The organism is Bradyrhizobium cajani (genome assembly GCF_009759665.1).
In the GTDB taxonomy this organism is placed as follows: Bacteria; Pseudomonadota; Alphaproteobacteria; order Rhizobiales; family Xanthobacteraceae; genus Bradyrhizobium; species Bradyrhizobium cajani.
Map to the genome: position 1 here is coordinate 140,617 of NZ_WQNE01000001.1, position 22,087 is coordinate 162,703.

General features: G+C 63.3%; 20 protein-coding genes and 1 pseudogene. 9 read left to right on the top strand and 12 right to left on the bottom strand.

The annotated features are described in order from the left end of the window. Nucleotides 1-338 precede the first annotated feature (338 nt). Entirely contained in the window at nucleotides 339-1,115 is a 777-nt protein-coding gene (locus GPL20_RS00605) for a cyclase family protein (RefSeq protein WP_157326876.1), read from the top strand. Nucleotides 1,116-1,186: 71 nt separating this feature from the next. Here the strand turns inward: GPL20_RS00605 and GPL20_RS00610 are convergent, their stop codons facing one another. The 3 genes from GPL20_RS00610 to GPL20_RS00615 form a co-directional block, all read right to left on the bottom strand. After that, a complete protein-coding gene (locus GPL20_RS00610) occupies nucleotides 1,187-1,915 on the bottom strand; it encodes a Crp/Fnr family transcriptional regulator (protein ID WP_212433274.1) in 729 nt (242 codons plus the stop codon). A 282-nt stretch (nucleotides 1,916-2,197) separates the two neighbouring features. Continuing rightward, nucleotides 2,198-2,326 carry a hypothetical protein gene (locus tag GPL20_RS39895; protein ID WP_256557339.1) on the bottom strand — a complete coding sequence of 43 codons (129 nt, stop codon included), beginning with the start codon at nucleotides 2,324-2,326 and terminating at the stop codon, nucleotides 2,198-2,200. A gap of 92 nt (nucleotides 2,327-2,418) precedes the next feature. Then, nucleotides 2,419-3,132, bottom strand: coding sequence for a Crp/Fnr family transcriptional regulator (locus GPL20_RS00615; protein WP_157326877.1), 714 nt, complete (start codon nucleotides 3,130-3,132; stop codon nucleotides 2,419-2,421). 154 nt (nucleotides 3,133-3,286) lie between these two features. Between GPL20_RS00615 and GPL20_RS00620 the strand changes: the two genes are divergently transcribed. Beyond that, entirely contained in the window at nucleotides 3,287-3,601 is a 315-nt protein-coding gene (locus GPL20_RS00620; protein WP_157327402.1) for a c-type cytochrome, read from the top strand. Nucleotides 3,602-3,608: 7 nt separating this feature from the next. Here the strand turns inward: GPL20_RS00620 and GPL20_RS00625 are convergent, their stop codons facing one another. From GPL20_RS00625 to GPL20_RS00635, 3 genes are read right to left on the bottom strand one after another with little or no spacing between them, the layout of a single operon-like run. After that, nucleotides 3,609-4,724: an ABC-type transport auxiliary lipoprotein family protein gene (locus tag GPL20_RS00625; protein ID WP_157326878.1), complete on the bottom strand. Its 1,116-nt coding sequence runs from the start codon at nucleotides 4,722-4,724 to the stop codon at nucleotides 3,609-3,611. A gap of 3 nt (nucleotides 4,725-4,727) precedes the next feature. Continuing rightward, complete coding sequence (locus tag GPL20_RS00630) at nucleotides 4,728-5,507, bottom strand: ABC transporter ATP-binding protein (protein WP_157326879.1); 780 nt, start codon at nucleotides 5,505-5,507, stop codon at nucleotides 4,728-4,730. 2 nt (nucleotides 5,508-5,509) lie between these two features. Then, nucleotides 5,510-6,646 carry an ABC transporter permease gene (locus GPL20_RS00635; RefSeq protein WP_254124973.1) on the bottom strand — a complete coding sequence of 379 codons (1,137 nt, stop codon included), beginning with the start codon at nucleotides 6,644-6,646 and terminating at the stop codon, nucleotides 5,510-5,512. 175 nt (nucleotides 6,647-6,821) lie between these two features. Between GPL20_RS00635 and GPL20_RS00640 the strand changes: the two genes are divergently transcribed. Together GPL20_RS00640 and GPL20_RS00645 are read left to right on the top strand one after the other, a co-directional pair. After that, the gene (locus GPL20_RS00640) at nucleotides 6,822-7,097 is read left to right on the top strand and encodes a hypothetical protein (RefSeq protein ID WP_157326880.1); all 276 of its coding nucleotides are present in this window, start codon (nucleotides 6,822-6,824) and stop codon (nucleotides 7,095-7,097) included. Then, nucleotides 7,098-7,583 carry a phage holin family protein gene (locus tag GPL20_RS00645; RefSeq protein ID WP_254124975.1) on the top strand — a complete coding sequence of 162 codons (486 nt, stop codon included), beginning with the start codon at nucleotides 7,098-7,100 and terminating at the stop codon, nucleotides 7,581-7,583. Nucleotides 7,584-7,592: 9 nt separating this feature from the next. Here the strand turns inward: GPL20_RS00645 and GPL20_RS00650 are convergent, their stop codons facing one another. Continuing rightward, nucleotides 7,593-10,286 (bottom strand): bifunctional acetate--CoA ligase family protein/GNAT family N-acetyltransferase, encoded by a 2,694-nt coding sequence (locus tag GPL20_RS00650; protein ID WP_157326881.1) that lies wholly within the window; start codon nucleotides 10,284-10,286, stop codon nucleotides 7,593-7,595. 69 nt (nucleotides 10,287-10,355) lie between these two features. Next, a complete protein-coding gene (locus GPL20_RS00655) occupies nucleotides 10,356-11,198 on the bottom strand; it encodes a universal stress protein (protein ID WP_157326882.1) in 843 nt (280 codons plus the stop codon). A gap of 177 nt (nucleotides 11,199-11,375) precedes the next feature. On the opposite strand from GPL20_RS00655, the gene GPL20_RS00660 reads away from it, so the two are divergent. From GPL20_RS00660 to GPL20_RS00670, 3 genes are read left to right on the top strand one after another with little or no spacing between them, the layout of a single operon-like run. Beyond that, nucleotides 11,376-12,359 carry a zinc-dependent alcohol dehydrogenase family protein gene (locus GPL20_RS00660; protein ID WP_157326883.1) on the top strand — a complete coding sequence of 328 codons (984 nt, stop codon included), beginning with the start codon at nucleotides 11,376-11,378 and terminating at the stop codon, nucleotides 12,357-12,359. 11 nt (nucleotides 12,360-12,370) lie between these two features. Further along, complete coding sequence (locus tag GPL20_RS00665; RefSeq protein ID WP_157326884.1) at nucleotides 12,371-13,906, top strand: bifunctional aminoglycoside phosphotransferase/ATP-binding protein; 1,536 nt, start codon at nucleotides 12,371-12,373, stop codon at nucleotides 13,904-13,906. Between the two features lie 10 nt (nucleotides 13,907-13,916). Beyond that, entirely contained in the window at nucleotides 13,917-14,906 is a 990-nt protein-coding gene (locus GPL20_RS00670) for a CHAD domain-containing protein (RefSeq protein WP_157326885.1), read from the top strand. A gap of 97 nt (nucleotides 14,907-15,003) precedes the next feature. Here the strand turns inward: GPL20_RS00670 and GPL20_RS00675 are convergent. After that, nucleotides 15,004-16,697 (bottom strand): annotated as a pseudogene (locus tag GPL20_RS00675) (PHA/PHB synthase family protein). Nucleotides 16,698-17,055: 358 nt separating this feature from the next. Between GPL20_RS00675 and GPL20_RS00680 the strand changes: the two are divergent. Beyond that, nucleotides 17,056-17,784 carry a CBS domain-containing protein gene (locus tag GPL20_RS00680; RefSeq protein ID WP_157326886.1) on the top strand — a complete coding sequence of 243 codons (729 nt, stop codon included), beginning with the start codon at nucleotides 17,056-17,058 and terminating at the stop codon, nucleotides 17,782-17,784. A gap of 26 nt (nucleotides 17,785-17,810) precedes the next feature. Here the strand turns inward: GPL20_RS00680 and GPL20_RS00685 are convergent, their stop codons facing one another. The 3 genes from GPL20_RS00685 to GPL20_RS00695 all read right to left on the bottom strand — a co-directional run bounded on the left by GPL20_RS00685 (nucleotide 17,811) and on the right by GPL20_RS00695 (nucleotide 20,648). Further along, nucleotides 17,811-18,269 (bottom strand): RidA family protein, encoded by a 459-nt coding sequence (locus tag GPL20_RS00685; RefSeq protein ID WP_373568193.1) that lies wholly within the window; start codon nucleotides 18,267-18,269, stop codon nucleotides 17,811-17,813. 21 nt (nucleotides 18,270-18,290) lie between these two features. Further along, nucleotides 18,291-19,982, bottom strand: a complete 1,692-nt coding sequence (locus tag GPL20_RS00690; RefSeq protein ID WP_157326888.1) for a benzoate-CoA ligase family protein — start codon at nucleotides 19,980-19,982, stop codon at nucleotides 18,291-18,293. Nucleotides 19,983-20,129: 147 nt separating this feature from the next. Beyond that, nucleotides 20,130-20,648 (bottom strand): MarR family winged helix-turn-helix transcriptional regulator, encoded by a 519-nt coding sequence (locus GPL20_RS00695; protein WP_167532829.1) that lies wholly within the window; start codon nucleotides 20,646-20,648, stop codon nucleotides 20,130-20,132. Nucleotides 20,649-20,898: 250 nt separating this feature from the next. On the opposite strand from GPL20_RS00695, the gene GPL20_RS00700 reads away from it, so the two are divergent. After that, on the top strand, nucleotides 20,899-22,074 hold the full coding sequence (locus GPL20_RS00700) for an ABC transporter substrate-binding protein (RefSeq protein WP_167532830.1): 1,176 nt from the start codon (nucleotides 20,899-20,901) through the stop codon (nucleotides 22,072-22,074). Nucleotides 22,075-22,087: the final 13 nt, after the last annotated feature.

Below are 22,087 nucleotides of genomic sequence, written 5' to 3' on the forward strand. Positions count from 1 at the left end.
GAGGTGACGCTGCTTGTTGTACCCATGGACGTTCCTCTCGTTTTGGTGCTCGGCCGCTATTGGTTGCGGCTTGAGGATCGGACGAGACAGTCGCCCATCCCGGTGCGAACGCGCTGCATCAGCGCGATGTCGCCACTGTCGTCCGTAGGGCGGCCGGCATTCTCTGTCCAAGCCAAATCCGGCATCGATCAATGCAGGACTTGCATCGATCGATCTGCCGCGACTCGTATTGCGGAGAGACACGGCGAAGTGGCCCGACGTCATCAGCCGTTACTTGACGTCGCCAATGGAGGCCCTTCAAGATGCCTGGGACAGCCGATCAACTTGAGGGAATACCCATGCCACGGAAGCTGATCGATATCTCCGTGCCGCTATGCAACGACGTGACCGCCGATCCGCCGGGCAATCATCCGACGATCCAGTATATCGATCACCAGCAGGGCCTGCCGCGCATGCTGCAATTCTTCGACGGGCTCAAGGCGCATGACTTGCCGGACGGCCAGGGCTGGGCCGTGGAGCAGGTCTCGCTGTCGACCCACAACGGCACCCATCTCGACGCGCCCTGGCACTTCCACCCGACCATGAACCGCGGCGAGCGGTCATGGACGATCGACGAGGTGCCTCTGGAATGGTGCTTTCAGCCCGGCGTGAAGCTCGATTTCCGGCATCTGGCTGACGGCTACGTGGCGACCGCCGACGACGTCGAGAAGGAGCTGAAGCGCATCGGGCACAGGCTGTCGCCGCTGGAGATCGTCGTCGTCAACACGAGCGCCGGCGCCAGGTTCGGCCAGGCTGACTACGTCAATTCCGGTTGCGGCATGGGCTATGAAGCCACCATGTATCTGCTCGAACGCGGCGTGCGGCTGACCGGCACCGACGGCTGGAGCTGGGACGCACCGTTCGTCTACACCGCACGGAAATATGCGGAAACAAGGGACGCCGGCCTGATCTGGGAAGGCCACAAGGCGGGACGGCACATCGGCTACTGCCATCTCGAGAAGCTGCACGATCTCGACAAGCTGCCATCGACCGGATTCATGGTCTCGTGCTTTCCGGTGAAGATCGAGCGCGCATCCGCTGGCTGGACCCGCGCCGTCGCCATCATCGACGATTAGAGGATGATCCGGAAAGGTGCGAAGCCGCCTTCCGGAAGATCATGCTCGAGCTTCAAGACCCGGTTCAGGCATCACTCGCCGTCGAGGCCACTGTCGACGAGCTCGCGCAGGGCGTTGTTATCGAGGACAACGATGGCGCCATGCTCGAGACGAACCCAATTGCGTCCGGCCCAGGCGCGCAATTGCTTGTTGATGCTCTCGCGCGTCATCCCCACCATCTCGCTGATCTCCTGCTGCGTGATGGCGAGCGTGCCGCTGCCGGAGTCGAGCTTGCGTTCCTCGGTGAGACCGAGCAGCGCACTCGCCAGCCGGCCCGGCAGGTTTTGCAGGATCACCTGCTCGACCTGCTGGCTGGTCCAGCGCAGGCGCGCGCAGAGCAGCTCGATGAACTTCATCGCCAGCGCCGGCTGACTCTTCACGAACGGCAGGAAATCCCGGCGGTCGATGATGTAGAGCTCACAATTGGTGTTGGCGGTCGCGTCGGCCGAGCGCGGAGCGCCGTCGAGGACCGCGATCTCGCCAAAGATTTCTCCTGGGCCGATGAGATTGAGGATGGCGTTCCGGCCGTCAGGCCCGGAAGAGGATATCTTCACCGTTCCCGTGATCACCGCGAACAGGTTGTTGCCGGGATCGCCCTTGGCGGCGATCGTCGCCCCGCGCTTGACGGTGGTGTGCTTGGCGTAGCGGCAGAGTTGATCCAGCGCCTCCGGCTCCAGATCCGCGAAGATCGGGTGCTTGCGCAGGACCGATAGTTTATTGCCCGCCGATTGTCGGGGGTCGCCGGTCTTGTCCTGAGGCACGACACGGGGCTCCTAAGACTGCGAGGCACTGGAGTTCCTGCGTAGTCAACGTTATCAGGCTTTTCAACCGGAAAGCACGCCCACGGTTTTGCGCAAATGCCGCAAAAATGGCGTGTGGCAAGCTCGAAGTCCGCATCCGAAGGATGCGCCGGGACGTTCGGATCGATGCAGAGTTGCAGGGGGCGCTCGCTCCCTATCGCGCCAAGGCACAGGCGAACAGCCAAGCGCTGCCCCACAGGGCCGGCGGTTAACATACCAGATGGGACTACGGCCTCACAAGCTTCAGCGCCTGGAATCCGGGTCGAACCGGCCTGCACTGGTCTGTCGGTCCGCCCAAGCCAGAGCTGCGGCGAACCCGACGAAGATCGCCACGACGACAATGGTCATCAGCAACGCGTCAATGGGCATCATGCTCCTCCCGGATTGTCCGGGGAATTATTTGCGGCAGACGGCCAGCGTCATTGATCGAGATCAAGAATCCGAGAGCCGTCGCGAACGGCCTGTCAGGCCGCGGCCAGGGCCTCGACACGTGCAGGGTCGAGCAGGCGGATACCGCCATAAATGATCTCGATTGCGCCGTGACGCTCCAGCTTGGTGAAGGTGCGGCTGACGGTTTCGATGGTCAGGCCGAGATAGTCGGCAATGTCCTGGCGGCTCATCGGAAGCGGGACCGTGTCCAGCGATCCCCTGAGCGCCAACAGGCGCTGGCGCCAGCCGAGCAGAAACGTCGCGACCTTCTCGTCCGCCGAGCGGCGGCCGAGCAGGACCATGTGGTCGCGTGCCTGGCTCAACTCGCGAATGGCCAGCTCATTGATCCGCCTGAGCAGCTGCGGCCGGTCCTCGATGAAACGGCCGAAGGGCACTTTTGCGAACTGGCATACGGTCACCGCACCGATCGCATCGGCCGAAAAATTGTGGCGGCCGGAAATATTCATCCCCAGGAAATCGCCGGGCAACGCAAAGCCCACGATCTGCCGCCGGCCGTCGGGCAGCAGCTTGTACAGCCGCATGACGCCATCGAGGACGTTGTAGAACGAGGTCGTGATGTCCTCCTCGGAGAACACGGTCTCGCCCGCTGTAAAATGGACATGGCGTCCCAGGTGCTCGAACTCGCGGAGCTCTGCTGCATCCAGCGAGGAACAAACGGCCGATCCACGGACGGCACAATCGCTACAGAAATACCCGTTAGGCTCAATCGCGACCACGGAAGGCTTCATCACCGCTCCAAGCGTCGGTCCAGCTCCGCCCCCGGCCGAGTTGCCACGCGCCTGCATTTTACTGCGCTGTGACAAAGGCGATTGACCAAGATCAATTTTGGCGCACCTCCCCACTCTATTCTGTACCTACAGTTCGACGGGACACCCTTCCACGCTGCAATACGCGCTCGGCCAGTGTCTGATTGGCCTGTTTCTGATCACGCCCGCGCTGGCCGCCTCGACCGCCGAACAGCGCGGTAGAGCCTTCGCGCAGGCGAATTGCGCGCGATGCCACGCGATTGATCGCGTCTCGGAGAGCCCGCTCAAGATCGCACCACCACTGCGGAGCCTGCACCAGCGTTACCCGATCGAGGCCTTGGGGGAGGCTCTGGCCGAAGGCATCTATACCGGCCACGCCGATATCCCCGCCTTCGAGCTCAATCCGGACCAGATCCACGACCTCCTGTCCTACCTGAAGACACTGGAATAGCCAGCCGTCACACCGCCTGCACGGTCCAACCGATCAGCTCCTTCGCGATGCGAGCAAAGGCCGCATCGAATGCCGCGACTGCCGCAGCCGGCTCAATCTTGTCGAGCTTCTCGCTGGTCTCGACGAGGCGCGAGGCCATCACCTTGCCGTTCTTGTCGACGATCCTCGCCGACAGTCCGATCTCGACCCGAGGCTCGCCCTCCGTGGCGATCCGGAAGCGTCTGATGTCGATCAGAAGCTGATAATCGGCCTGACCGAGATCGGTCGTGCGCAAGGGCGCGCGGGCGATGTCGTAGTTCTCGAAGCTGTCGATCAGCCGCGCCTGCACCAGTTTTGGAATGCTGTCGGCCCAGAGGAAGTCCGCAAAGCCCGGATTGTCACCGCTAGGTGAGAACAGCATGCGCTGGGTCTGGAGCATCGCGACGGCCGTCGGCTCGGGAATCGCCAACGGCGCCGAGAGCGTCTTGTCAGCCGGTCCGAGATTCTGCGGCACGCGCAGATCGTAGGTGATCTTCGGCGCCGGCGTCCCGCCGCCGGTCATCTTCTCCAGGCCCGCCAAAATGCCATCAAACTTGCCGGTGTTGCGCGCGAGCCCGTCGGAGAAAGTCTTGAAATTGGCGATAGTGTCCTTCAATGGGCCGGAATTGTCCTCCAGAACGGTGTCGACCCGCCGCAGCGCATCGCGCGCTGCCTGCGTCATGCTCTGGCCTGCGCCGGCCTCGGCGATCAAGGTCAGCGGCTCGCCAGGCTTGGCGCCGGACTTGGCGACGATCACGCCGCCCTCCAGTGTCACCACCGGCACGCCGGTCAAGCCCTGGAAATCGAGCCCGACCTTGGTGTCAGCACGCACCGGCGTGGTCGCGGCAACCGAGATCGTGGCATTGACGAAGCGGGGATTGTCAGGCGCAAGTCCGAGCTGGGTCACCTCGCCGACGCGGATGCCGTTGAACAGCACGCCGGCGCCAACCAGGAGGCCCGGCACCGATCCCTGGAATTGCACGTGGTAGTTCGTGCGTGGCCCGATGCCGCCGGTGTTGTTCAACCAATAGACGAAGCCGAACACCGCGAGGATCGCGGCCAGCACGAAGGTGCCGATCAGCACGTAGGGAGCGCGGGTTTCCATGGATCATCTCATTTCGTGTTGCAGCATCTGTGAGCGCTTGCCGTGGAAGTAGGCCCGCACCCAGGGATGCTCGGATTGCAGCAGTTCGCGCATTGGGCCGATCGCCACGATCCGGCCGTCGGCGAGCGCGGCGACGCGGTCGCAGACCGTGGTCAGGCTCGCAAGATCATGGGTGACCATGAACACGGTGAGGCCTAGGGTCTTTTGCAGCGTCCCGATCAGCGCATCGAAATCGCCGGCGGCGATCGGATCGAGGCCGGAGGTCGGCTCGTCCAGGAACAGGATCGGCGGATCGAGCGCAAGCGCGCGCGCCAGTGCCACGCGCTTGGTCATGCCGCCGGACAGTTCCGCCGGGTATTTGTCGGCCTCCTGCGCCCGCAACCCGACCATCTCGAGCTTGGCGATCGCGATCTCGTCCATCAATTCCTGCGACAGGAGCAGATTCTCTCGCAGCGGAAACTGGACGTTCTGCCGGACGGTCAACGAGGAGAACAGCGCACCCTGCTGGAATAGGATGCCCCATGTCATGGCGGCGCCCAGCGTGCCGCGGTCAGGTGTGCCACCAATCGGCTGGCCCATGACCTCGATGGTCCCGCTCCGGCGCGGAATGAGGCCGATGACGGTGCGCATCAACACCGACTTGCCGCCGCCGGAGGCACCGACCAGCCCGAGGATCTCGCCGCGGCGGACATCAAGCGACAGATGGTCGAGCACGGTCTGACGGCCGAAGCCGACCACGAGATCGCGGACGCGGATCGCGAACTCCTGTTGCGATTCGTCCATCGTCACATTCCGATCGAGGCAAAGAAGATCGCGAACAGGCCGTCGAGCACGATCACCAGGAAGATCGACTTGACCACAGACGTCGTGGTCTGCCGTCCGAGCGACTCGGCGCTGCCCTTCACACGCAAGCCCTCGCTACAGGCAACGATCCCGATCACCAGCGCCATGAATGGCGCCTTGAGGATGCCCACCTCGAAATGGGTGACGGAGATGGCCTCATGCAGTCGGGCGATGTAGATCGCCGGCCCCATGTCGCCGTAGAACTGCGCGACCAGGCCGCCGCCATAGAGCGCCGCGATCGATCCGATGAAAGCGAGGATCGGCAACGCAATGACCAGGGCGGCGACCCGCGGCAGGATCAGGACATCGACCGGGTCGAGGCCCATAGTCGAAAGCGCGTCGATCTCCTCGCGCATCTTCATCGAGCCGAGCTCGGCGGTATAGGCGCTTCCCGACCGGCCGGCGACCATGATGGCGACAATCAGCACGCCGAGCTCGCGCAGCACCAGGATGCCGACCATATCGACCGTGTAGGACTCCGCGCCGAACCTGCGAAAGTGGAAGAACCCTTGCTGGGCGATGATTGCACCGATCAGAAAGGTGATCAGCACGATGATGGGAATGGCCTGCCAGCCAATCCGGTAGAGCTGATACACCAACGATGTCAGCCGCAGCGACCGCGGCCGCCGTAGCACGCCGATCACGGCCATGAACAACGCACCGAGCATTTGAAGAAAGATCGTGATGTCTTCCCGCGCGCCGATCGTGGCCTTGCCGAGATCGTTCAACCTGAGCAGGACAGGATTGGTCGCAGCCGCCCGCGCCGGCGTGTGACGGTTGACCTGACGCACTTCCTCCATCAAGCCGCTGAAATGATCGGACACGCCCACGAATTCGGCTGATCTGCCGGATGATGCCGCCCTGCGCGATAATTTCTCCAGCTCCCAGGCGCCGAGCGTGTCGAGGGCGCTGACGCCGGACATGTCCAGGGTCACAATCCGCGATCGATCGACCTCGGCCCCAACCGAGCGGGACAGCGTTTCGAGCGTCGCCACATTCGCCGCGGTCCACGGCCCTTCCGGGCGCAATTTCAGCGCATCGCCGGTAGGCGTTGCCAGCAACAGCGGTTCGGAGTTCACGCTTTCACCTCATCGGGACAATCGGTCCCCATTCAGGCGGTATTTCTAGGCCAGCATGTGGCGGCCGGTTTGACCTGCCTCAACCGGGATCACGCTCGGCCTCTTGACGCAAGTCAAGTCGGTCGCACCGGCGGATCCTAGGTTCGCTTTCGATTCAAATGGAGATCTCAGATCCATGTTCGACAGCGACAGGATGAGCGAGGAACTGAAAACCTTGAAGGTCGACGTCACGCGCCTGCTGAACACCGCCGGCGAGGAGATGTTCGACAGTTCAAAAGACCGGGCCGAGGCCCTGGCTGATCAGATCAAGGCCGCGCTCGCCGAGCTTGGCGAGACAGTCAGCGACGAGCAGGAGCAACTCCAAGGCCTCATCGCCGAGCGTCCGGTGGCCTCGCTCGCCTCAGCCTTCGCGCTCGGCGTGGTGGTCGGCTTCATGCTGCGGAGGCACTAGGTGAACACCGAGAACATTGTCAAACATCTGCGCGTGCTGTGGCGCACCGACAGGATCATCGCGGACATCAGGTTGCGCCATCTGCTGATTGGCCTCGGCCTGCGCGCCTTCGCAGCGCTGATCGGAGCATTCGGACTCCTGATGCTGGAACTGGCGGCCTATTTCGCACTGGTCCAGATCTGGAACGCAATCGCGGCAGCGGCCATCCTCGGCGCCGTCAATTTCCTCATCGCAGCGGTTCTCTTCGTCATCGCCGGCCGTCCCCCGTCTGGCCGCGACATCGAGCTCGCCAACGAAATTCACGGCGCATCCATCGAAGCTCTTCAGCTCGAGGCCCGCGCGCTCCAGGCCCAGGTGTCAGGCGCGGTCCGTCATCCGCTGAGCACGGTCGTGCCGGTGCTGGTGCCCCTGATCGCGATCATCGTCAAGAACCTGCGGAAGACGACCAGCGGATCCGCAGCAGCATCGCGTGAAGCGCAATCGTAGCCGCTACGCTCAGAGCTTCAGCCGGACATCGCAGATGTCCGGCTCGGTCGGGTCCGGCTTGACCTCGAAGCCGAGCTGCCGGCACATCTCGAGCATCACGGTGTTCTCCTGGAGTACATCGCCCGATATGACCTTCAGCCCTTCCGACTTCGCGTAGTTGATGATCAACTGCATCAAGGCCCAACCAAGCCCCCTGCCCTTGAGGTCGGATCGCAGCAGGATGGCGTATTCGCCGCTCTCGTAGATCGAGTCCGAATGGAGCCGGACCACGCCGACCATCTCGTTCGTGGCCTCGTCGAATGCGATGAAGGCCATCGCGCGTGCATAGTCGAGCTGGGTGAGGCGCGCGATAAACTCGTGGGTGAACTCCTTCATCGGGGCGAAGAACCGCAGACGGAGGTCGTGAGGCGTCACGTGACGCAGGAACTCGTGGATGGTCGGCTCGTCCTCGGGGCGCATTGGCCGCACGAAGATGCGCCAGCCGTCCTTGAGCGTGAGCCGACGCTCCCATTGCGACGGATAGGCCCTCACTGCGAAATTGGCCGGGCCGGAGCCGGCGAATTTCCGCTCTGACAGTCCCACCGCGACGCGGGCATCGACCGCGGTCACGCCGGTTTCATCCGCCAGCAGCGGATTGATATCGAATTCGCGGATTTCGGGAATGTCTGCCGCCATCTGCGCAAGCTTGACCAGCACCATGGCGACGGCGTCGGGCTTCACCGCCGGCACATCCCGATAGGCGCGAAGCAGGCGTGACACGCGGGTGCGGTCGATCAGGTCACGGGCGAGCTGCAAATCGAGCGGCGGCAGCGCAAGTGCCTTGTCGTTGATGATCTCCACTGCCGTTCCGCCCCGACCGAAGACGACGACGGTGCCGAAGATCGGATCATCGGCAAGACCCAGGATCAGCTCGCGCGCCTTAGCCTTGACGACCATCGCCTGCACGATGACGCCGCCGATGCGGGCCTCGGGCCGCAGCCTCTTCGCCCGGGCGAGAATATCGGAGGCAGCCGCACGCACCGCCTCCGGTGTCGTGAGATTGAGCACGACGCCGCCGACATCGGATTTGTGCACGATGTCACGCGACATGATCTTCAGCACGACGGTCCCGCCGTGTGCAAAGATCTCGTTCGCATAGGCCACCGCCTGCTCGACATCGGTCGCGGCAAAGGTCGGCACCATCGCGATGTCATAGGCTTCGAGCAGATGCTTGATCTCGACAGGCTCGAGCCATTTGCGGCCATCGGCGATCGCAGCGGTGACGATCTGCCTGGCAGCCCTTGCATCAGGCACGAACGTATCGGGCATCGCAGGAGGAACCTGGCTCAGTTCCTCGACCACTTCGCGGTGCCGGACCAGATGCATGAAACCGCGCACCGCATCATCCTCGGTCGGATAGTTCGGAATGCCCGCGCCGGAGAGCGCCTGAACGATGTTCTGATCGGCTCCGACCCAGGCGGCCAGCACGGGCTTTGCCCATCGGCGGTGTTGATCGCGATATTTGCCGATGAGCTCCGTCACGGTCGCGGCGATATCGGCCGCGGAAGCGATCGCCGTCTGCACGTTGAGGACAAGGACTGCGTCATTGTCGGGGTCAGCGAGCAGAGCCTCCAGCGCCGCGGCGTAGCGCGATGCATCTGCATCGCCCACGATGTCGACGGGATTTGCGCCGGACCAGGTCGGCGGAAGTACGTCGTCGAGTTTCCTGCGGATGTCCGCCGAGATGGTTGCCGGAATTCCGCCAAGCTCGACCAACCGATCGACGGCAAGGACGCCGATGCCGCCACCATTGGTCAGGATGGCGAGGCGCTTTCCCGTCGGCGATTCGACGCGGCCGAGCGTCTCGGCGCAATCGAACAGCTCGCGCAGATCCGAGACCCGCAGGACGCCGGCGCGGCGGAACGCTGCGTCATAGACGGCATCGGCGCCAGCGAGCGCGCCGGTATGCGTGGCAGCCGCTTTCGCACCCTGCGCCATCCGACCGGACTTCACCACCACGACGGGCTTCACGCGCGCCGCGGCGCGTGCCGCCGACATGAACTTGCGCGCGTCCTTGATGGCCTCGATGTAGAGCAGGATCGCGCGGGTCTTGTGATCCATCGCGAAATGGTCGAGCAGATCGGCAATATCGACGTCGATTTGATCGCCGATCGAGACGATACCGGAGAAGCCGACGCCGCGTTGAGCAGCCCAGTCCACCATGCCGGCCGCGATCGCGCCCGATTGCGAAATCAGTGCGAGATTTCCCGCGCCTGGCATGTGAGCGGCAAAACTCGCATTGAGACTGACGCCCGGCATCATGATGCCGAGGCAGTTCGGCCCTATCAGCCGCATGCCGTATCGACGGGCAGCGGCGATTGCGGCCTCATGCAGGGATCCCGGTCCGTGACCGAGCCCGGCCGAGACGATCAGCGCACCCGCCGAGCCGCGACGCCCGGCTTGATCGATGATGCGGGGAACCTCGGGCGCCGGCGCGGTGATGACCACGAGTTCGGGTACGAATTCCAGCCTGTCCAGATTGCTCACCGCCGCGACCCCGCCGATCTCGGCATGGCGCAGATTGACGAGACCGAACGATCCCTTGAATTCGGCCTTGCGAATGTTCTCCAGAACGGCGCGTCCCACCGAGCCCTGACGGGCGCTTGCCCCGACGAGTGCGACTGAACGCGGCGACAGCAGATTCTTCAGGCGATAGGTTGACATGACAGCACATGCGGCCGGTCGGCGGCGGTTCCGATGGTTGAAGATCAGGCCGGAAGGTTGGCCGCGAGCCTAGTGCGAGATCATAACCCAGCACGGTGGCTGGCCAATGACGGTCTTTGTCACACCGCCCCAAACGATCTCGTTCAGGCGCGAATGATGGTAGGCGCCCATCACGATCGCATCGATGGCATGGGAACTCGCCCAGCTTCCGAGCACCTTACCGATCGAGCTGCCGCTGCCCTTCGCCGTTTCGAACGAGGCGTGGACACCGTGTTCCTTCAAATGATCGACCAGAGCCGTTCCCGACTGCACGATCGCTTCGGTCCCGTCGTCCGTTACTGTCACCACGCGGACCGAAGCGGCCGCCTGCAGGATCGGCAGCGCATCGCCGACGGCCCGCGCCGCACGCGCGGAGTGATCCCAGGCGATCATCACATTCTCGAATTCGGGCCGCAGCTCCTCCGCGAGGTGTTCCGGACAGAGCAGAAGCGGCCTGCCGGATTCGAACAAGAGGGCTTCGATAATGTTCTCCGTTCGGCTGTCGTGCGACTTTACGGGAACCAGGGTGAGGTCGCTGAATCGGGCGTGCTCGGCCAGGATCGCTGCAATCTGCTCCGGCGGCACCTTGCCCGTTCGGCTTCGGGCGCGAATGTTGGCGCGGGAAGCCGCGATGGTGAAGGCATTGAGGAGTTGCTGCATGTCGCCCGCCCCACGCGAACGGCTGGTGCCCGCGGAATCCGTATCGCCAGGGAACACCCCCCTCGGCCGCTCGAGGACTTCTTCTTCCTCAAGCGCAAGCGCGGTGATCCTGGCTCCGAGATCGGCTGCCACAGCCACGCATTTCTCGATCGCGGCGAGCGCCGACCCGCGGGGCTGGCCGACAAGCGGCAGAAAGACGTCCTTGATGGGCATCGGGATTCTCCTTGCCGGCCAAGATAGGCCGCCTTTTGTCGGCCCCTTTGATCCTCCTCAAGGCTCAAGGCGTGGACAGTGCCCGGTCAGACGGCGACAGGCGTTGATGGAAGTCAAGGACTGGCCGCTCGGCCATTCTATCGATATCCAGTCGGTGCGGTTGCCCCGGAGAAACTGATGCGTGCGATGGTGTTGCCGGCCCCACGAGCGCGGCTCCGGATGGAGGAGCGGCCTGACCCAATGCCCGGCGAAGGTCAGATCCGGGTAAGGATCAGCGCTTGCGGGGTATGTCGGACCGACCTTCATGTCGTCGACGCCGAGCTGCCCGGTATTCGCTATCCGATCGTGCCGGGCCACGAGATCGTCGGCCGGATCGAACTGGTCGGTCCCAACGTTACAACGCATGCGCCTGGCGACCGGGTCGGCATCCCCTGGCTTGGTTTCACCTGCGGAAAGTGCAGATTTTGCCGGGAAGGCATGGAAAACCTGTGTGACGCGCCGCTGTTCACCGGCTACACGCGCGACGGCGGCTACGCAACGCATACCATCGCCGACGCGCGCTACGCGTTTCCACTCGGCGAGGGCGACAATGACGTGGAGCTTGCCCCTCTGCTATGCGCAGGGCTGATCGGCTGGCGCTCGCTGGTGCTGGCCGGCCGCGCCGAGAGGTTGGGCCTCTATGGCTTTGGTGCTGCCGGCCACATCATCGCACAAGTTGCGATTTGGCAGGGACGATCTGTCTATGCGTTCACGCGGCGTGGCGACACCGCTGCGCAAGACCTTGCACGTCGTCTCGGCGCGGTCTGGGCGGGAGCTTCTGACGAAATGCCCGACGAGCCGCTCGACGCCGCCATCATCTACGCACCAGCCGGCGAACTCGTGCCGGCCGCGTTGCGCGCCGTCCGCAAAGGCGGCCGCGTCGTATGCGCCGGGATCCACATGACCGACATTCCAGGCTTTCCGTATGATCTGCTCTGGGAGGAACGGCAGCTGGTCTCGGTCGCCAATCTAACCCGGCAGGATGGCCTCGATTTCCTCAGGATCGCGCCGCAAGCCGGCGTGCGCACCGAGACGACGGCATATCCGCTCCAACACGCCAACGAAGTCCTGAGCATGCTGCGGAATGGCGAAATCCTGGGCGCGGCCGTGCTAACCCCCTGATGGTGCTGTGAATGCCAGGTTGGATCAAGGATGAAGCGGCGGCCCAAGAGCGCATCTTCCAAACGCTCGCCGGACACGCGGGCGTGACACGTATCGACACGCATGGAGCTTCGGTATTCCTGGACGGCAGTCGCGCGCTGAAAGTCAAGCGCGCCGTGCGGTTTCCGTTTCTCGATTATTCGACACTCGATAAGCGGAAGGCCGCTTGCGAGGAAGAGATCAGGATCAACCGGCCGCTGGCGCCGCAGATCTATCACCGCGTCGTGGCGATCACGGAAGAACCGGACGGATCGGTGAAGATCGATGGTTCCGGCCAGCCGATTGAGTATGCGGTCGATATGTCGCGCTTCGACGAAAGCCGGACACTCGACCACCTGGCAAAGGCCGGCCCGCTGGACGCGGAGCTGGCCCCGGCCATCGCAGACGCGATCGCAGCTTCGCATGCGAATGCGACGATCGCAGACGGTGCCACGTGGATCGCCTCCTTTCCTGCCCTGATCGACGGCAACAGCAGCGGCCTTCGCAAGGGCGATCACCTCGAAGCGGCGGCGGTCGAGGAGCTTGGCAGAACCTCCCATCAGGCATTCCTGCGCGTCCGCGCTACGCTTGAGGAACGCGCCGGCCAGGGTTTCGTACGCCGCTGTCACGGAGATTTACATCTTGCCAATATCGTGCTGATCGACCAGCAGCCCGTCCTGTTCGATGCGATCGAGTTCGACGCACAGATGGCAACTGTGGATGTGCTCTACGATCTCGCGTTCACGCTGATGGACCTTCTGCACTACGACCAAACGGTTGCAGCCAATGTCGTCCTGAATCAGTATCTGATCACGGCGGCCGTCGAGACTCTCGACGCTCTGGCGGCTCTGCCGCTGTTCATGTCCATCCGCGCGGCGATCCGCGCGCAGGTGACGCTGGCGCGGCTAAACCGGCGCGACGCCGACCGCCCCCGGATTCTCGATGAGGCGCGCCGGTATTTCGACCTCGCCCGGGCCTTGATCCATCCCCCCGTCCCCCGCCTGATCGCGGTTGGCGGGCTGTCGGGTACCGGCAAATCCGTCCTCGCGCGCGCACTGGCGCCCGCGATCGCGCCACAACCGGGAGCTGTCGTGCTGCGCAGCGACATCATTCGCAAGCAGTTGTTTCAGGTGGGGCACACCAACCGGCTGCCGCCGTCTACGTACCGGCCCGACGTCACGGCGCACGTCTACGAGCTGCTGATACAGCGCGCTGGCCAGGTGCTGGCGCAGGGCCATTCGGCGATCGTCGACGCCGTCTTTGCACGTGAGTCCGAACGCGATGCGCTGGCCGTTCTGGCCGGCGCGAGCGGCGTGCCGCTCAACGGGCTATTCCTGGTCGCCGACCTCGCGACCCGGCAGGCGCGAATCGGCGGCCGCCGTGGCGATGCTTCCGACGCCACGCAGGAGGTTGCCGCGCTGCAAGAGCACTATAATATAGGCCATGTTGGTTGGGCGACCATCGATGCATCCGGGACACAAGAGCAAACGCTCCAGCTCTGCCGGGACGCGATCGCCGAGGGCGGGTAAGGCAATCTGATTGGCGCGGGCAAGGACGTCGCGACCCATTACGAGCTCGACGGCGACCGCGCGCACCAGGCCGGCGGCGCGGCGCAATGCCCTGCCCGGCCGCCTCAGTCCCGGCATGGCCTGCGACACGGCGTTCCGGATCATCGCCCGCCGTCACCTCGATGCCGTCCTCGCCCAGCACGAGGGCACCTGCCTCGGCGATCCTGACGCGCTGCATCAGATCCGGATTGCGCTCACGCACCTGCGTACCGCGATCCGATTCTTTTCGCCCATGGTCGACGACGCGCTGCGACCGAAGGTCTGGACCGAGCTGAAATGGCTGAACAGCCAGCTCGGCATGGTGCGGGACCTCGACGTGGCGATCGAGCGGGTCGTCGCCGAGGCTGGCGACGAGCTCGCCGTGATTGCCGAGCTTCGCCATTGGGACGAGAAACGCGCCGAAAGCCATCGCCTGCTATCCCGTGCGCTGCGATCCGCGCGGTATCGCCGTCTCGTCGAGCAGATTTCCGCCTGGATCGAGAGCGGCCCATGGTCCACCAGGCGCAGCAAGGAGGCCATCAGATTGCGCCGTTGCTCGCTCACCGACCACGCGACCGCACGGCTGACGGAGTGGGAAAAGACACTGCTCAAGAAGGCTCGGAAGCTGAGCAAGCTCGACGTCGACAGACGGCACAAGCTGCGACTTCTCAACAAACGCCTGACCTATTCGATCGAGTCGCTGGCAGACCTGTTCGCCGACGCAGCACTGACGAAACAGAAGTCGATCCTCAAGCAATTGCGCAAGGCACAACGATCGCTCGGACAATTGAATGACGATGCGCGAGGTCAAGCGCTGGCGGCGTCATTGAACGGCGCCGGCCCCGAGGCCGGCATTCGCTTCCTCAATCGCAAGCGCGAAAAGAAGCTGTTGCGGACTGCCTCGGTGGCCTACCGGAAACTGGACAAAGCCAAACCCTTCCGCTCGTCCGACCTCACGCCGAATGCGGAGCCCGAGGACTAACGGGCAATGAAGTTGGGATGAATCGTCATCGTGCTTCAGGTTGTTGTTTGCGCATGATCCTTTCGGAAAACCGCTGCGCACTTTTCCGGATCATGCATTAGGTGTGGACGTAGTCTCCCGGAGAGTCGGGCAGGCCGGAAGCGTCTTCAAGTCCGATCTGCGGCGGATCGCAGCACTCGCCGGAGCGCGCCTCGAGCCATTTGCTCCATTCCGGCCACCACGAACCCTCCGCGTGGGGCGCGAGCTTCAGCCATTCGTCTCTGCCGACATAGGGCGCATCCGCGGCCTTGGTCATGACCTGATAGCTGTGTCCGGCCTCACCGGGAGGTGCGACGACGCCGGCATTGTGGCCACCGCTGGTCAACAGGAACGTCACATCGGCATCGACCTGATAGTGTATCTTGTACACCGACCGCCACGGCGCCACGTGATCCCTCAACGTGCCGACCACGAACATCGGCGTGTGGATATCGGATAGCGAAACGTTCCTCTCATCGACGTGATAGCGGCCCTCGGCCAGATCATTGTCGAGGAATAGCTTGCGCAGATATTCCGAGTGCATGCGGTAAGGCAGCCGCGTGGCGTCGGCATTCCAGACCATCAGGTCGCTAAGTGGCGCCCGCTCGCCCATCAGATAGTCGTGCGACAGGCGCGACCAGATCAGATCATTGGACCGCAACAGCCGGAATGCGCCGGCCATCTGCGTGGTATCGAGATAGCCGCGCTCCCACATAATGTCTTCGAGGAAGGCGACCTGGCTGTCGTTGATGAAGAGCGTCAGCTCACCCGCCTCGGTAAAGTCGGTCTGCGCCGCAAGAAGTGTGATCGTACCGAAGCGATCATCGCCGTCTCGCGCCATAGCTGCGGCGGCGATCGACAGCAGCGTACCGCCCAAACAATAGCCGAGCGCATGAATCTTTCGGTCCGGCAGGATCCGGCCGATGGCCGTCAGTGCAGCCATGACGCCCAGCTTTCGATAATCCTCGAAGGCAACCTCCCGATCCTTCGAGTCCGGATTACGCCAGGAAATCGCAAAGACGGTGAAACCTTGGCCGGTGAGATACCTGACCAGCGAATTCTGCGGCGACAAATCGAGGATGTAATATTTCATGATCCAGGCCGACACGATCAGGATCGGCTCGGGCCTGACCTTCGCGGTCGTCGGATGATACTGGATCAGTTCCATCAGCTCGTTGCGGTAGACGACCTTGCCGGGAGAGACCGCAACCGTCCTGCCGACGACGAATTGTTCGTCATCTACCGGCTTTGCGGCAGGGAGCAGTTGCATCAGGTCGCTGCACCAGTTCTGCCAACCGAACACGAAGTTCTCGCCACCGCTCTGGAACGCCTTTTCCAGCACCTCCGGATTGGTTACCGCGAAATTCGACGGTGCCAGCATATCAAGCAGCTGACGACCGAGAATTCGACAATGGCTTCATTGGCGCGAGAGACACCGCGCACTCCCGTCGTAGCATCGTGCCACCAGCGCTCTCCGAGCAGAAAAGCCTGCGCGAGCAGATTGAACGGCACGTTTTTCCACTGCGGTTCACTGAAGCGGCGATCCCGCCTTTGCGGCTGGATCACGGACCACGGCTTTTGATCCGGAGATATCGCGTGCGATGCAGCTTCGAGGAGCCGGCCGGTGTCGCGGAGGGCGCTGCGGGCGAGCTCCATTTGCCGCTGGGGCGCCGCGGCCAAATGCGCGCCCCAATCGAGATAGGCGAGCGACAGGGCCACCGGCGAAATCCCGCTCGTGAATCGGGCCAGCACGGCATGAAACGCACGGTCCATGGCATATGGATCTGATTCAGCTCGGGCATCGAGAGCCCGTCTTTCAGGCAGGCGTTCCGCGCGCGCTGGGGAAACAATGCCAGCCGCATCGACGGATGACGGTGCGACCGGCTGTTCGGTTCGCGGAAGACGCTGTACGACGCTCATGGCTCAATATTCCCGCGCGTTTCCAATCTCAGGTCTGCGGCAGCATATGCAGGTGCTTTGGACGCGCGTTGAGCTGTGTCAACCTCGCAGGCCGATCACGATTATCCGATCAGAATACAGCGCCCCATTTGCTTGACCTGGGTCAAAACGGACTTCGAGGAGCGAAATAGGTTTGGCTCATCGGAATTCGTCGAACTTGCGGAGCTTCCCCATGCGCGCCCATCAAATCATGACCCGGTCGGTCATTTCGGTGACCCCAGACACCAGCATCGTCGAGGCCGCGAACATCATGCTGAAGCGACACATCAGCGGTCTGACGGTGGTCGACGATACCGGCAGGTTGCTTGGAGTCGTCTCGGAAGGGGATTTCATCCGGCGCAGTGAAATCGGCACCGGTCGCAAACGCGGCCGCTGGCTGCGGTTCATCCTCGGCCCCGGCAAGTCCGCCAGCGACTTCGTTCACGAGCACGGCCGTAAGGTCTCTGAGGTGATGACCGCCTCGCCCGTGACCATCACCGAGGATACGGCGCTCGCCGAGATCGTTGACCTCATGGAACGGAACAACGTGAAGCGTCTGCCGGTGGTGCGCGGCGACAAAGTCGTCGGAATCGTATCCCGTGCCAACCTGTTGCAGGCCGTAGCGGGCCTCGCCCGCGAGGTGCCGGACCCGACGGCTGACGACGATCACATCCGCGGCCGCATCATCGACGCCATGGAGAGAAACGACTGGTGCCCGTTCGGGCTGAACGTCATCGTCCGCGACGGCATCGTTCATCTTAGCGGCGTCATCACCGAGGAACGCGCGCGTCAGGCCGCGGTCGTCGCAGCCGAGAATGTCGAGGGTGTCAAGAAGGTGCACGACCATCTCTGCTGGGTCGACACCATGTCGGGCGTCTATCTGAACTCGCCCGAGGACGACGAGCTCGCCAAGGCAAGCTGATAGAGGCGAGCTGATCGCGGCCGTGCTCAGCGAGGAATGACGGCGGTGGCCTCGATTTCGACGCGCGCCGCCTTCTCGACGAGGCGGACCACCTGAACCAGTGCCATCGCCGGATAGTGCGCTCCGAAGATCGTACGGTACACCTTGCCTAGTTCCTTCAGGTTCGTCAGGTATTCGTCCATGTCCACGACGTACCAGGTCAGGCGCACGAGGTGTTCGGGTCGCGCGCCCGCTTCTGCCAGAATCGCGGCGATATTGCCGAGGGTCTGGCGGACCTGCCCGACAAAGCCGTCCGCAAGGCACTCTTCGGCATCCCAGCCGATCACGCCGCCGGTGACGACGATGCGCCCCTCAGCGGCCATGCCGTTGGCATAGCCTTTCGGCACCGGCCAGCCGGGCGGCTGGAGGATTTGCGCCCCCGAGCGCGCGCCGTTCTCGTCGGCGGTTGACAGCACCGCAAGCTGCGGGCCTTTCGGCGTCGTCACGGACAATTCTCTATCCTTCTTTCATTCCGCCGCGACGCCCGAGGACGTCGCCGCGGCCTGCGCCAGCTGCCGCAGTGCAAAGCGCTTCAACTTGCCGGTCTCGGTCTTCGGCAACTGCGTCACGAACTCGATCGCGCGCGGATATTTGTACGGCGCGATCTCGCGTTTGACATGCTCCTGCAGCTCGGCCACGAGCTGAGCGTCCGGCGTCACACCGGGAGCGACAATGACATAGGCCTTCACGATCATGCCGCGCGCCTCGTCTGGCGCACCGACGACCCCGCATTCGACGACGGAGGGATGCGTGAGCAGTGCCGCCTCGACATCGGTACCTGCGATGTTGTAGCCGGCCGACACGATCATGTCGTCGGAGCGCGACTGGTACCAGAAATAGCCGTCGCTATCCATCAGGTAGGTGTCGCCGGTGATGTTCCAACCGTTCTGGACATATTTCCGCTGCCGCTCATCGGCGAGATAGCGGCAGCCGGTCGGCCCGCGCACCGCCAAGAGCCCCATCGTTCCGGGCGGCACGTCATTGCCGGCATCGTCGACGATCTTGGCCTCATAGCCCGGCACAGGCTTCCCCGTGGCGCCCGGCCGGATCTCGTCCTCGGTGGCGCTGATGAAGATGTGCAGCAGCTCCGTCGAACCGATACCGTCCATCAGCTTGAGGCCGGTGGCCTTGAGCCAGGCGTCGAATGTCGGCTTGGGCAGCGTCTCGCCGGCGGAGACGCACTTCCGCAACGAGGAAATGTCGCGGCCAGGCAGCTTGCCGATGAGAGCGCGATAGGCAGTCGGCGCCGTGAAGCACACCGTGGTCTTGTACTGCTCGATCGCGGTCAGGATATCATCGGGCGTCGTCTTCTCCAGAACGACGAACGAAGCGCCGATGTGCATGGGAAACAGCACGCCGCCAAATCCAAAAGTGAAGGCGAGCGGCGCGGAGCCGACGAAGCGATCCTTCTGCTCGGCGCGCAGAATATTGCGCGCATAACCGTCGCAGACCGCCAGCATGTCCCGGTGGAAATGCATGGTGCCCTTGGGATCGCCAGTCGTGCCCGACGTGAAGGCGATCAGGCAGACGTCGTCCGAGGCGGTATCGACAGCCCTGAACTCCGGGCTCGCATCCGCGATCAGCGCCTCGAGCGAGTCTGCGGCGCCATTGCCCCAATAGACAACCAGCTTGAGACTGGACGCCACTGCCCTTGCCTTCTCCATTTCCTCGGAGAGCTTTCCGTCGCACAGCGCGAGCGTAATCTCTGCTTTCTGGATCGGGTACGACAATTCCTTGGCGCGCAGCAGCGGCATCGTGGCCACGACAATGCCACCGGCCTTGATCACCGCGAGATAGGTCGCAACCATCATCGGGTTGTTGGCGGAACGCAGCAGCACGCGTCCGCCGGTCACGAGACCGAGCTTGCCGACCAGCACATTGGCGATGCGGTTCACGAGCACTTGCAGCTCGCGATAGGTGTAACTGACAGCGGGACTGATGACGCAAGGCGCGTCGCCATGGCCCTGCTCGATCCAGCGATCGAGGAAATAGCTGACGCAGTTCAATCGCGGGGGATAGCTCAGTTCCGGCCGCGTGAAGATGAATTCGGGCCAGAGCTCGCGCGGCGGCAGATGCTGCCGCGCAAATGTATCGACATGGGCCGTCGCAGCATTGCCGTCATGCGAGCCCGTCACTTGAACCTTGGCGGCGTTGGCCATCGCACGCTCCTTTCAGCATGGATTGCACCCGGCAGCACGATCTGAAAACATTTTAGGCTTAAAACAATTTGGCGCAATAGGGGATTTTGGGCATCCCGTGCTTTTTCCTGCGGCAAAAGGGATTGGCGGCCTGACCCGCCAGCGCATTTACGGCCGGCGGCGCGCGGCCGATTTCTGCGCCGACGCCTTGGTCTTGGCCAGCAGCCGCATCAGTTCGCGGACATCCTTCGGCGAGAGCTCGGCGAAGAGATCGGCAATCCAGGTTTCATGTTCCGCAGCCATTCTGCGAAACTCGGCACGCCCGAGCTTTGTGAGGCGGATCACCTGGACACGACGGTCCGTCTCCGAGGTCCGCCGGTCGAGATGACCGGATTCCACGAGACGCTCGACGAGGCCGGTCACATTGCCGTTCGACACCATCATGCGCTTGGAGACATCGGACAGCGTCATGCCGTCCGGGGCCTTGTCGAGCTGCGCCATCAGATCGAAACGCGGCAGCGTGACGTCGAACCGCTGCCGCAACCGGCCGCGAACCTCGCCCTCGATCAGGGTCGTGCAGGTCAAGAGCCGCAGCCACAACCGAAGCTCGTCGGCGTGGTCTTCCGGCGTTTCGACGACCTTGGTTTCGGAATCGAGCATCTTGCTGCAATCATTGACGGCCGGCATTGGCGCCGGCCCGGATTCCCTAACATTTTGAGCTTCAAGTAAATCCGCGCCAGCCGCAAGCCCAAAGCTGCAACAATCGACCGCACGTGAATTTCTTTAGGCTTCAAATAATTGGCGCGCGGCTTGCATGAAATGCACGCCTGCCAGGGGCGGTGCGGGCGTTGCTTGCCGCAGCAGCCGTCATCGGCATAAGCTTGGATTGGAAGCGCGCGGCTTGCAACGCAAGCCCGATAGGCACGAGGGACAGACCATGAAGACGCAATTGACCTTGGCGGCAGCCGCCTTGCTGCTCGGCACCACGGTGAGCCCAGCCCTCGCCCAGGAAAAGATCAAGCTTGGTGTGGTCGTGACCCTGTCGGGACCCGCCGCCGCGCTCGGCCAACAGGTTCGCGACGGCTTCGCGCTCGCGGTCAAGGATCTCGGCGGCAAGATGGGCGGCCGCGATGTGGAAGTGATCGTTGCGGACGACGAACTGAAGCCGGATGCAGCGGTGACCAAGGTCAAGGGCCTTCTGGAGCGCGACAAGGTCGACTTCGTGGTCGGCCCGATCTTCTCCAACATTCTCCAGGCGATCCATCGGCCCGTAACGGAATCGAAGGTGTTCCTGATCAGCCCCAATGCCGGCCCGTCGACGTTTGCGGGCAAGGATTGCAACCCGTTCTTCTATGTGACGTCGTATCAGAACGACCAGGTGCACGAGATCCTCGGCAAGGTCGCGCAGGATCGCGGCTACAAGCGCATGTACCTGATGGTCCCGAACTATCAGGCCGGCAAAGACTCGGTGGCGGGCTTCAAGCTCGACTACAAGGGCGAGATCGTCGAGGAGTCCTACATGCCGCTGAACACGCTGGACTTCCAGCCGGAGCTTTCCAAGATTTCCTCGCAGAAGCCCGACGCGCTGTTCACGTTCATGCCGGGGGGCCTTGGCGTCAATCTCGTCAAGCAATACCGGCAGGCAGGCCTTGCCGATACCATTCCGGTGCTGTCGGCGTTCACGGTGGACGAATCGACCCTGCCGGCGCAGCAGGACGCCGCCATCGGCATGTTCGGCGGTGCGAACTGGGCCCCCAATCTCGACAATCCCCAGAACAAGAAGTTCGTCGCGGCCTATGAGGCCGCCTATAGCGGTGTGCCCGGCACTTATGCCTTCCAGGCCTATGACGCCGCGATGCTGATCGATAGCGCCGTAAAGGCGGTAAAGGGTGATCTGTCCAACAAGGACGCGGTCCGAGCCGCCCTGAAGAAAGCCGACTTCACCTCGCTGCGTGGCGCCTTCAAGTTCAACACCAACGGCTATCCGATTCAGGACTTTTACCTGACCAAGGTGGCCAAACGCCAGGACGGCAAGTTCCAGACCGAGATCGTTCAGAAAGTTTTTGAGAACTACGGCGACCGCTATGCCAAGGACTGCAAGGCGGCAAACTAAGCCGCGCGTCGCG